The sequence below is a fragment of the Sporomusa sphaeroides DSM 2875 genome (assembly GCF_001941975.2).
Taxonomy (GTDB): Bacteria; Bacillota; Negativicutes; order Sporomusales; family Sporomusaceae; genus Sporomusa; species Sporomusa sphaeroides.
In genome coordinates this window covers 1,377,804-1,390,000 of record NZ_CP146991.1, presented here as the reverse complement: position 1 = coordinate 1,390,000, position 12,197 = coordinate 1,377,804, and the positions used below count along the sequence as shown (strand labels likewise).

Genomic DNA, 12,197 nt, shown 5'->3' with positions numbered 1-12,197 from the left:
TTTTCACCTTTCCCTCACGGTACTATGCGCTATCGGTCGCCAAGGAGTATTTTGCCTTGGAGGGTGGTCCCCCCTGCTTCCCACAGGGTTCCTCGTGTCCCGTGGTACTCTGGATTCTGACCCTCAGATGCAATCTTTCGCCTACAGGGCTTTTACCTTCTGCGGCCTACCTTTCCAGGTAGTTCGACTAGATATTTTCTGATTTATGTCAGTCCTCAACCCCAAAGAGCTAAGCTCTCTGGTTTGGGCTCTTCCCCGTTCGCTCGCCGCTACTTAGGGAATCTCGTTTGATTACTTTTCCTCCGGGTACTTAGATGTTTCAGTTCCCCGGGTGCCCTCACTACTAAAGTAGTGTGACGGTGCATTACCACCGCCGGGTTCCCCCATTCGGAGATCTAGGAGTCAAAGCTTGCTTGCAGCTCATCCTAGCTTTTCGCAGCTTACCGCGTCCTTCTTCGGCTCTTGGCGCCTAGGCATCCACCGTATGCCCTTATTAACTTGACTTAGCTGCAACTGTCTATTGCGCATCATCTGCTTCGTTGGTCCTCAGACGTTTTGCTTGCGTACGACTGTACGCGGCGCGGCAACGTCTTCCGGTCCGCCTCGCATCTGATACACACTAGCCAGTTTCGCGTCGCCACTTTCATAGCTTACGTTTGCCTTCAGTATAAATCCTAATTGCGCGTTTAAGAACTTCTCATATTTGCATATAAGAGGTAATTTAAACTTTGCTTTCTTCTGTGCAGTTTTCAAGGAACAACGGAACATCTATGTTATCATAACTACTTGTTTGTTTCAACAAGCATGTTATGGTAGCTTTCGTTCCTGAACCAGCAACTTCCTAATCTCCCAGGCCGTTTCCAGCCAAGTACCTTCGGCGTTTATGGGCTTAACTACTGTGTTCGGGATGGGAACAGGTGGAGCCCCACAGCTATCGTCACTGGATATGGTGTTTTTCAGGAATATCTATGTTAGCATACTTACTTATCAGTTTCAACAAGTAAGTTTTGCTAATTAGCATTCCCTCAAAACTAAACAATGTAAGTGATACTACAGCGAGCACATAAGCTCCGTCTAGTATCGTAATGCTCTGCCAAATGTACCGACCTAGGATTTCAGACTATATTTCAAGTCTGTTATCTCCCTAGAAAGGAGGTGATCCAGCCGCACCTTCCGATACGGCTACCTTGTTACGACTTCACCCCAATCATCGACCCCACCTTAGACGGCTAGTTCCTTTTCAGGTTACCCCACCGGCTTCGGGTGTTGCCAACTTTCGTGGTGTGACGGGCGGTGTGTACAAGGCCCGGGAACGTATTCACCGCAGTATGCTGACCTGCGATTACTAGCGATTCCGACTTCACGGAGGCGAGTTGCAGCCTCCGATCCGAACTGAGAGCTTGTTTGTGTGTTTGGCTCAACCTCGCGGTCTTGCTTCACTTTGTTTAAGCCCATTGTAGTACGTGTGTAGCCCAGGACATAAGGGGCATGATGACTTGACGTCATCCCCGCCTTCCTCCGCATTGTCTGCGGCAGTCTCCCTTGAGTTCCCGCCTTTACGCGCTGGCAACAAAGGATAAGGGTTGCGCTCGTTGCGGGACTTAACCCAACATCTCACGACACGAGCTGACGACAGCCATGCACCACCTGTTTTTGTGTCCCCGAAGGGAGGAATCTATCTCTAGATCTTTCACTCAATGTCAAGCCCTGGTAAGGTTCTTCGCGTTGCGTCGAATTAAACCACATACTCCACCGCTTGTGCGGGCCCCCGTCAATTCCTTTGAGTTTCAACCTTGCGGCCGTACTCCCCAGGCGGGGTACTTATTGCGTTAACTCCGGCACAGAAGGGGTCGATACCCTCTACACCTAGTACCCATCGTTTACGGCCAGGACTACCGGGGTATCTAATCCCGTTCGCTCCCCTGGCTTTCGCGCCTCAGTGTCAGACACAGTCCAGAAAGTCGCCTTCGCCACTGGTGTTCCTCCCAATATCTACGCATTTCACCGCTACACTGGGAATTCCACTTTCCTCTCCTGCACTCAAGATTCCCAGTTTCCTGCGCCCATACGGTGTTGAGCACCGCACTTAGACACACGACTTAAGAATCCACCTACACGCCCTTTACGCCCAATAATTCCGGACAACGCTTGCCACCTACGTATTACCGCGGCTGCTGGCACGTAGTTAGCCGTGGCTTCCTCCTTTGGTACCGTCATTAGATTGCATTATTCACACAATCCACGTTCGTCCCAAACGACAGAGCTTTACAATCCGAAGACCTTCTTCACTCACGCGGCGTTGCTCCGTCAGACTTTCGTCCATTGCGGAAGATTCCCCACTGCTGCCTCCCGTAGGAGTCTGGGCCGTGTCTCAGTCCCAGTGTGGCCGTTCATCCTCTCAGACCGGCTACTGATCGTCGCCTTGGTGAGCCGTTACCTCACCAACTAGCTAATCAGACGCAGACCCATCTCTAAACGATAGCTTACATGTAGAGGCCATCTTTCTTAACTTAGCCATGCAGCCAAGTTACCACATTCGGTATTAGCACCACTTTCGCGGTGTTGTCCCCAGTTTAGAGGCAGGTTGTCTACGCGTTACTCACCCGTTCGCCACTAAGTATCTATTGCTAAATACTCCGTTCGACTTGCATGTGTTAGGCACGCCGCCAGCGTTCGTCCTGAGCCAGGATCAAACTCTCCAATAAAGTTTTATTTATTGAAGCCTTTTGTTGGCTCATAATAACTAATTGATGTTAGATGCAAGCATCTAACTAAGCGATCACAGCAAAATCATAGATTTTGTGTGCCTGCTTATGTTTTTGGTTTTTCATGTCGCAAGCGACATGAAACCGCACATCTGGCTTTTTATGATGCATTACTTACATTGTTCAGTTTTCAGGGAACCGCTAGTGCCACCGGCGCTCACCGCCTCAGTGACAGCTTGTTTATGTTACCACGTTTATTACATCATGTCAACATAATCTTTGTTGTTATTTTTTAATTGATTCTGGAATATTTTGTCGCAGCAATCAGCGACTTTCTTATATTAGCATAGCTGCCAAGCTGCTGTCAACATACTTATTCTTATTAATTACAAGAAATAATATACCCCGGATATGCAATAATCTGCTTTGTCGACTCTTGACCATCGAACAAAGCGATCACAGCAACGCTAACGCATCGCTGTGATCGCTTTTCCGAAGATTCATTCTGCTTACTATCTGGTGCCAACAATCTCGCCGTCACTAATAGCAGCCTGCGCAGCCGCTAATCTGGCCAACGGCACGCGGTAAGGCGAACAACTTACAAAATTCAAGCCAATTTCATGACAGAATCTAACCGAGTTGGGCTCACCGCCATGTTCACCACAAATGCCAAATTCAATTTCAGGCTTGACCTTGCGTGCGCTTTCAACAGCCATACGCATAAGTCTGCCTACACCTTTGCGATCAAGTGTAATAAATGGATTGTCTTTGAGTATTTTATTATCCAGATAGTCTGGCAGGAACTTGCCTTCCGCGTCATCACGGCTAAACCCGAAAGTAGTTTGCGTCAGGTCATTAGTGCCAAAGGTAAAAAAGTCACTAAACTCGGCAAGCTCATCGGCTAACATTGCCGCCCGCGGCAGTTCAATCATCAGGCCAACAGAGTAATGGAAGGTAACCCCCTCCTTATCCATGGTTTCTTTAGCAATAGTTGTAACTCTCTCTCTGAAGAATTTCATTTCATTAACATCCATAACCAACGGTATTTCAACTTCAGGCAACACCTTGCAGCCTTCACGGGTTAGTGCAGCGGCAGCATTAAAAATGGCTTGTATTTGCATTTCATAAATTTCCGGGAAAGAAATCCCCAGGCGGCAGCCACGGTGCCCAAGCATAGGGTTAAATTCGTGCAGTCCGCGCACTTTCTTTAATAACTGCAGTTTTTCTTCTAACAGTGCCGGATTTTCTCCTGTTATTTTAAGCGTAGTCGTTTCGACCAGCAAATCCTCCACACTGGGCAGGAATTCATGTAAGGGTGGATCTAACAGTCTGATGCACACATCATACCCTTCCATGGCTTTTAAAATTCCATAAAAATCGTTTTGCTGCATTGGCAGAAGGTGACGCAATGCTTCTTGGCGCCCTTCCAAAGATTCAGCCAAAATCATTTGCTGAACATAAGGCAGTCTGTCCTGAGCCATAAACATATGCTCTGTCCGGGTCAGGCCAATTCCCGTTGCGCCAAATTCGCGGGCTTTTAACGCATCTTCCGGATTATCGGCATTAGCTTTTACCCCCAGGCGCTTATATTGATCAGCCCACTCTAAGAGTGCAGTATATTCTGCTGAAATTTCCGGGTCTTTCATCGGCACCTGCCCTAAAATTACCCGTCCGGTTGCACCATCGATCGAGACTACTTCCCCTTTTTTTACTATTGTAGTCCCAATGTTGAGCTCTTCCTTTACATAATCAATCTGAATAGCTTCACAACCGCACACACACGGCTTACCCATGCCGCGCGCCACTACTGCTGCGTGGCTGGTCATGCCGCCCCTGCTGGTCAAAATTCCTTGCGCAGCAACTATGCCGTGAATATCATCAGGTGTAGTCTCAGTACGTACCAGTAATACCGCCTTGCCGGCCTTGCCCATACGTTCAGCTTCATCAGCATCAAAAACCACCTGACCGGAAGCCGCTCCCGGTGATGCCGGCAATCCTTTGGCGACCACATTAAGCACAGCCTCACCGTCAATCTGGCGATGCAACAATTGATCAAGCTGCCCCGGTTCAACTAATAACAAGGCTTGTTCCCTGCTAATCAAACCTTCCTGCGCCAATTCATAGGCAATTCGCACACTGGCTTGCGCCGTCCGTTTGCCGTTACGGGTCTGGAGGATATACAAACGCCCGCGTTCAATTGTAAATTCAATATCCTGCATATTTTTATAGTGGGTTTCCAAGAGCCGGGCAATCCGGACAAATTCGGCATACACTTCCGGCATCTCGTCCTCTAGCTGGCTAATAGGACGGGGAGTGCGGATACCTGCCACTACATCTTCCCCTTGGGCATTGGTTAAAAACTCGCCATACAATAAATTTTCACCAGTGGAAGGATTGCGGGTAAAGGCTACACCGGTGCCTGAATCATTGCCCATATTGCCGAATACCATGGACTGAATATTTACTGCTGTCCCCAGGTCATGATCAATTTTATTTAGGTTACGATATACTATTGCCCTGTCGTTATTCCAGGAACGGAACACTGCTTCAATAGCCATCGCCAACTGATCAAAAGGATTCTCCGGGAAAGGCTTGCCGGTCTTGGCTTGCACTAATTCTTTATACTTGTTGATAATGCTGCGTAAGGATTCAACGGTGAGTTCCTGGTCATACCGTATTCCTTGCTCATCTTTTTGTCTGTCGAGAATTTCTTCAAACTCATATTTGTGAATCTCCAGCACAACATCACTAAACATCTGGATAAAACGGCGATAAGCATCGTATGCAAATCTGAGGTTGCCTGTATTTTTCCCTACCGATTGAACAGTTTCTTCGTTAAGGCCCAAATTTAAAATAGTATCCATCATGCCTGGCATGGAGAACATCGCACCAGACCGTACCGATACCAATAGCGGATTGGCTAAGTCACCGAATTTCTTGCCGGCCTGTTCTTCGACAACAGCCAGTTTGCTCTTAACCTCATCCAGCAAACCTTCAGGCAGTTTCCGCCCCAACCGGTAATACTCCGTGCAAGCTTCGGTGGTAATGGTCATTCCGGGAGGTACAGGCAACCCGATATTGGTCATCTCTGCCAAATTGGCACCTTTTCCTCCAAGAAGAGCTTTCCTGTCAGCACTTCCCTCTTTGAATAAATACACAAGTTTAGCCACTTATAACTACCCCTTTCTGATAAACATCAGCATATCGGTTCATAAACATTTTAATATGATATACTATATCTTGTAAATAGTTATTTAGCATATACTATTTATTTTTTTCATCATATTCAATTATGGGAGAATATCTTCTGATTCTATTGCAAAATTCTGAAATATGCTTCTGTTTTGGGAGGTAATGGCCATAAGTTATGCCTACCTTCCTCTTATTTCAATGTTGTCCTTAGTATACCGCAAACAATCAGACCTAGATACGGAAAAACTCCGGCTGGCAATCGTAAATGTCAAAATGCCGCAACCTTGACATGATGTATTAGGTAACGGCACTCATTTTGCAATAAACAGGGACAAAGTTTGGCATTAATCTTTGGCAGCTTTGTTTTTAGTTTTACTTTTTCCGCGAACTATTGAATTTTAGATCATTTAAAAGATCTCCACTAAGTTCTGACATCATTTGGATGATTATGCTTTTACTGTCTTGGTTCAATTTATCCTCTGGAAGCTCAACAGTTATTGTTATGTGATACTCCCCATACGACTTTCGAATTACTCGGCAATTGGATGCGTAGTTATAATTCATATTATTCATATCTAATCACTCCGCTCATCAATAAAGCCAGTCGTGCTAAGGGTATGCAGCTTTACGCAACACCGATGCAACAATCATAACATATATACGTTGTTGTAGTTTTTCATTAGCAATATAGGCCTTATGCAAAAATATATTTTTTACATAAATGACATTCAGTAAATGTCATTTATGTACTAATCATACAGTAAAATATACCAAATGACAAGTAGTAAATGTCAATTGGGGTGTATAATGTATAAAAATAAATCTGCTGATGGCAAAAACAATTTATGCGGAAGCAATATCAGAAAAATAAGAATAAATTTAGTTCCCAAAACTTCTCAAAGAGAACTGGCAGATAAGCTGCAAATGCAAGGTTTGGATATTGATAAGAATGCAATCCAACGAATTGAGAGCGGAGCACGCTTTGTAACAGATATTGAACTCAGAGCATTTGCAAAAGTTTTAAATGTTTCCTGTGATGAATTAATTGATTCGATATAACAACAAAAAACCCAGATAGCCTGGGTTTTTTGTTGTTATATCAGGATAGTACTTATACTCTATAATAGTATCATAGTAGTACCACGAGCAAAAAGATGTCCCCGCAAATCTTGACAAATCAAGGTCTGCGGGGTTTTCTCTTACTATTCCCACTCAATCGTAGAAGGTGGTTTAGAAGTAATGTCATAAACAATCCGGTTTACGCCTTTTACTTCATTGACAATGCGCCGGGAGATGGTATCAAGCACCTCATAGGGCAAGCGTACCCAGTCGGCAGTCATGCCATCTTCACTCTCGACAATTCTCAGTCCAACAGTATACGCGTATGTCCGCTCATCCCCCATAACGCCGACACTTTTCATAGCCGGAAGCACGGCGAAGGACTGCCACACTTTGCGGTACAAGCCCGCGTTTTTGATCTCCTGATATACGATGGAATCAGCTTCACGGAGAATTTCCAGACGTTCTTCCGTGATCTCACCGATAATCCGTATCGCCAGGCCCGGACCCGGGAAAGGCTGACGGTAAACGATATCCTCTGCCAGTCCCAGTTCGCGCCCTAATTCCCGAACCTCGTCCTTAAACAGGTCTCTAAGCGGTTCGACAAGTTCAAACTTCATATCTTCCGGCAGACCGCCAACATTGTGATGGCTCTTAATAACAGCCGCAGTGGCAGTACCGCTTTCAATAACATCAGGATATAAAGTACCCTGCACCAGATAGTCAATTTCGCCTAATTTAGCAGCTTCAACTTCAAAAACCCGAATAAATTCTTCGCCAATAATTTTGCGTTTCTGTTCAGGTTCAGTGATACCGTTCAAGCGCGTCATAAACCGTTCAACAGCATCCACATACACCAAATTCATTTTAAAGCCGTCCCGGAAGGTCTTAACAACCTGTTCTGCCTCGCCTTTACGCAGAAAACCGTGGTTAACAAACACACAAGTCAGTTGATCACCGATTGCACGATGCACCAGTACAGCGGCTACGGAAGAATCCACACCGCCGCTTAATGCACACAGTACCCGTTTATTGCCTACCTGCGCCCTGATTTTAGCTATCGACTGATCGACAAAAGAACCCATATTCCACTCCCCGGTACAGCCACAAATAGTAAACAGGAAGTTTTTAAGCATATGCATACCTTCCGGGGTATGTACTACCTCGGGATGAAACTGTACTCCGTAAATACCTCTGGCACTATCTTGCATAGCAGCTACCGGTGTACTGTCGGTATGGGCGGTAATGATAAAACCCGCCGGTGGTTCGGCAATATAGTCGCCATGGCTCATCCATACTTGGGTTTCACCGGTAATTTCCGCAAAAATAGCGTCATTTTTATCAACAAACAGTTTGGTATTGCCATATTCGCGGGAAGTGGCATGGGCTACCTTACCGCCCAGCGTGTGTGCGGTAAGCTGCATACCATAACAAATTCCCAAAACTGGCAAGTTGATTTCAAATATCTGTGGGTCGCACTTAGGTGCATTCTCACCATAAACACTGGATGGTCCGCCGGAAAAAATAATGCCTTTAGGGGCCAGCTGGCGTATTTTATCAACACTGGTGTTGAAAGGTACTATTTCACAATAAACTCCGCATTCGCGAATCCGTCTGGCAATTAGCTGGCTGTACTGGCCGCCAAAATCCATGACCAAAATCATTTCTTGTTTGCCGGTCGTCATGTAATATCCTCCTTTAATTAGCTCCAAATTAGTGACTAAGGCTTGTCTACCTGCGAGTAATTACTATATAAAAATAAAAAACTGCCTGAATGTAATTATCGGCGTAAGCCCGGTACTTTATGCAATCATATCAAGTTCGCCATATATCGCCAAAATCCTCCCTGGCAGGAAAATAAGGATAAAAAAAGAGATTGCCCTAGCTTGCTACAATGACAGTTACTACCGTCACTATCAGCAACGTAGGACAATCCCTGGGTACTAGTGTCTCTGTATTCCTTTATCACTGTATTTTTCTAACAATTCGCCAACCGTAACAAAGGTATATCCCTCGGCCTTAATCTTCTCCACGAGAATAGGCAGGGCATCGGCTGTCTGTACCGGAGTGTCAGAAGCATGCATCAAAATAATGGCTCCCGGTTTCAGGCGTTTCATTACCCTTTCAACAATTACATCCCGGCCGGGGTTTTTCCAGTCCAGCGAATCGACATTCCAGATAATTGTTTTATAGCCAAGTTCGTCGGTAGCTTTTAATGATTTCTGACTATAATGGCCATTAGGCGGCCGCAGCAGCCGTGGTTCAACGCCGGTGACTTCTTTAATCTGAGCATGGGCCTTGCTGATATCGTCTTTCACCCATTCAGGCGACATGTCGCCGTAATTTTCATGCCGGTAACCATGGCTGGCAACTTCATGACCGTCCTTGGCAATACGCTGCGCCACTTCCGGAAACTTTGTCGCCCATGGCCCCATAATAAAGAATGTTGATTTGATATTATTTTTCTGCAAGGTATCCAGAATGGATGGAGTAAATTTGTTTCCCCAGGAATGATCAAACGTAAGCGCCACTACCTTTTGGTCGGTACGAGTCCCCGCAATCGCAATCGGCCCGCCTGAAACTACGTCAGCTACCTGCACATACATGGCAGATATGGCAAATAATCCAATAATACTATAGAAAACATTCCGGTTATTAAATAGGCGGCGCAAGCTGATAATCATAGATCCCCCTCCTTCCGCAGCTCTACTAATACCTCATCTGTGCTAAATTAACAGAGTTTTAATACAGATAAGATACTAAGTATGTATGCGTCAGGCACGAGGTTTATGCTAGTACCTTGTCAGTTCTAAAAAGGTACTAGCGTCCTTGCCACTTTATATAGGGATATTTGTTCATGCAATAAACAATAAGCCAGTTGGATACCGAATAAGCGGAGCGCAAAGTTATAATAATGGTAGCCCCCGTTATCCACCAATACCACTCGCTGATCCTAATTTCGATAGGAATAAAAAACACAGCAGCCAGTAAAACAATGACAAACATACTGCCGAGTGGAATGACTGTTTGGACAACATCAAACCCCAGCCGGGTATACAGCAGCGTGTTAAACGTTTTTTTTCTGGCGGTAAACAGCGCCAGGCAATCGTCAAACCGGTCATTGACCCACTGTTCCTCTGCACCGGTGACAATAAGCTTGCCACTACAGGGAACAAAGTTTTTCAGGGCAATAGCGATTGTTCCCTTTTCCGGCACTTCCACCGTCAGCGTGAGCTGGTCAATCCGCGGCATCTTTTTGGCAACCGCAATAAGCTCCTCCCAGCTCTCAATCGTCCGAACCGGGCGTTCTTCCAGTTCTTGTTTGCCTAAAAGATCATCATTTTCACCAATGGTAGCATGCCAGAGAAAATCTCCGTCCTGGCTGAAAACGCTCCATAGCTTAGTAAATAATTGTGTATCAAGCGTGCAGGCAGGTATGCGGCTTTGTTCAATGTGATTGTATTCCAATGTATTACCTCCGTAAGGCTGCTTAGAATAATCCCATTATATAAGAAAACCCCTTCACAGGGAAGGGGTTTTCTTAATTATTAGATTATTCTGCTCTAAGGGGCAAGGGGCTACATCATACCGCCCATGCCGCCCATACCACCCATACCGCCCATGCCGCCCATAGCAGCAGCAGCGCCGCCGTCTTTCTCAGGCTTATCGGCAATGAGAGTTTCGGTAGTAAGAACCATAGCCGCGATGCTGGCAGCATTTTGCAGCGCCGAGCGAGTAACCTTCGCCGGATCAACAATACCTGCAGCAATCATGTCAACATATTCTTCAGTCAGAGCATTGAAGCCAACACCCTTACCGGCTTTTTTAACATTGGCAACAACAACCGAACCTTCAAGACCTGCGTTGTTAGCGATTTGACGTACCGGTTCTTCAATGGCCCGTTTTACAATCTCTACACCAGTCTTTTCGTCGCCAACAAGCTTCAGATTTTCCAGACTGGCTTGAATGCTGATGAAGGTAGTGCCGCCGCCGGCAACAATGCCTTCCTCAACAGCGGCGCGAGTAGCATTCAGGGCATCCTCGATACGCAGTTTTTTCTCTTTAAGCTCAACTTCAGTAGCAGCACCCACTTGGATAACGGCTACGCCGCCAGCCAATTTGGCCAGACGTTCCTGGAGCTTTTCTTTATCAAAATCAGAAGTAGTTTCTTCGATCTGAGCGCGGATTTGGTTAACACGCTTTTTAATTTCTTCAGCCTGGCCACTACCGTCAACAATGGTAGTTTCCTCTTTGGATACGCGAACCTGACGGGCACGGCCAAGGTCTTCCATAGTTACGCTGTCAAGTTTGCGGCCAAGTTCTTCGGTAATAACAGCACCACCGGTAACAATGGCGATATCTTCCAGCATAGCCTTTCTGCGATCACCAAAACCAGGCGATTTAACAGCTACAGCACGGAAGGTGCCGCGGAGTTTGTTAACCACCAGGGTAGCCAAAGCTTCGCCTTCCACATCTTCAGCAATGATTAAGAGTTCTTTGCCTTGCTGAACTACTTTCTCCAGTACCGGCAGCAGGTCGGCAATAGCGCCGATTTTACGGTCGGTAATCAGAATGTAAGGATCGTTAAGAACGGCTTCCATTTTGTCCGGGTCGGTAATCATGTACGGGGAAATGTAACCGCGGTCAAATTGCATGCCTTCAACCACATCAAGGTCAGTACCCATGGTTTTGGACTCTTCAACGGTGATAACACCATCTTTGCCGACTTTTTCCATGGCTTCCGCAATCAATGAACCAATCTCTTCGTCACCAGCCGAGATGGAAGCGACTTGAGCGATAGCATCTTTGGTTTCGATTTTCTTAGAGGAATTTTTGATTTCGCCAACAAGTACGTTTACCGCTTGCTGAATACCTTTTTTCAGAATCATGGGGTTTGCACCGGCAGCTACGTTCTTCATGCCTTCACGAATCATTGCTTGGGCAAGCAAAGTGGCTGTGGTAGTACCGTCACCGGCAACATCATTGGTTTTGGTAGCAACTTCTTTAACAAGCTGCGCACCCATATTTTCAAACGGATCTTCCAGATCAATATCACGGGCGATGGTTACACCGTCATTAGTGATTGCCGGAGCACCGAATTTCTTATCAAGCACTACATTGCGGCCTTTAGGCCCCAAAGTAACTTTAACAGCATTAGCCAGAGCGTTTACGCCTCTCTCAAGCGCCCGACGAGCTTCTTCGTCAAATAAAATTTGTTTAGCCATTTATGTATTACCTACC

Annotated in this window: 6 protein-coding genes and 3 rRNA genes (1 of these 9 only partly in view); 1 reads left to right on the top strand and 8 read right to left on the bottom strand. The window is 46.0% G+C overall.

Features of this window, described 5'->3' with window-relative positions:
* The 4 genes from SPSPH_RS06055 to ppdK all read right to left on the bottom strand — a co-directional run.
* Window positions 1–504, bottom strand: a 23S ribosomal RNA gene (locus SPSPH_RS06055) (it extends 2,413 nt beyond the left edge of the window).
* A 324-nt stretch (window positions 505–828) separates the two neighbouring features.
* Window positions 829–945 (bottom strand): 5S ribosomal RNA (gene rrf, locus SPSPH_RS06050).
* A gap of 203 nt (window positions 946–1,148) precedes the next feature.
* Window positions 1,149–2,705, bottom strand: a 16S ribosomal RNA gene (locus SPSPH_RS06045).
* Together the 16S, 23S and 5S rRNA genes form the textbook arrangement of a ribosomal RNA operon.
* Before the next feature lie 512 nt (window positions 2,706–3,217).
* Window positions 3,218–5,875 (bottom strand): pyruvate, phosphate dikinase, encoded by a 2,658-nt coding sequence (ppdK, locus tag SPSPH_RS06040; RefSeq protein WP_075754188.1) that lies wholly within the window; start codon window positions 5,873–5,875, stop codon window positions 3,218–3,220.
* A gap of 829 nt (window positions 5,876–6,704) precedes the next feature.
* Between ppdK and SPSPH_RS06035 the strand changes: the two genes are divergently transcribed.
* A complete protein-coding gene (locus SPSPH_RS06035; RefSeq protein ID WP_075754184.1) occupies window positions 6,705–6,956 on the top strand; it encodes a helix-turn-helix domain-containing protein in 252 nt (83 codons plus the stop codon).
* 143 nt (window positions 6,957–7,099) lie between these two features.
* Here the strand turns inward: SPSPH_RS06035 and guaA are convergent, their stop codons facing one another.
* From guaA to groL, 4 genes are all read right to left on the bottom strand, one after another.
* Window positions 7,100–8,641 carry a glutamine-hydrolyzing GMP synthase gene (gene guaA / locus SPSPH_RS06030; RefSeq protein ID WP_075754182.1) on the bottom strand — a complete coding sequence of 514 codons (1,542 nt, stop codon included), beginning with the start codon at window positions 8,639–8,641 and terminating at the stop codon, window positions 7,100–7,102.
* A gap of 258 nt (window positions 8,642–8,899) precedes the next feature.
* Complete coding sequence (gene pdaB, locus SPSPH_RS06025; protein ID WP_075754180.1) at window positions 8,900–9,640, bottom strand: polysaccharide deacetylase family sporulation protein PdaB; 741 nt, start codon at window positions 9,638–9,640, stop codon at window positions 8,900–8,902.
* 136 nt (window positions 9,641–9,776) lie between these two features.
* Window positions 9,777–10,424 carry a hypothetical protein gene (locus SPSPH_RS06020; RefSeq protein ID WP_075754178.1) on the bottom strand — a complete coding sequence of 216 codons (648 nt, stop codon included), beginning with the start codon at window positions 10,422–10,424 and terminating at the stop codon, window positions 9,777–9,779.
* A 110-nt stretch (window positions 10,425–10,534) separates the two neighbouring features.
* Window positions 10,535–12,181 carry a chaperonin GroEL gene (groL, locus tag SPSPH_RS06015; protein ID WP_075754176.1) on the bottom strand — a complete coding sequence of 549 codons (1,647 nt, stop codon included), beginning with the start codon at window positions 12,179–12,181 and terminating at the stop codon, window positions 10,535–10,537.
* Between the last annotated feature and the right edge of the window lie 16 nt (window positions 12,182–12,197).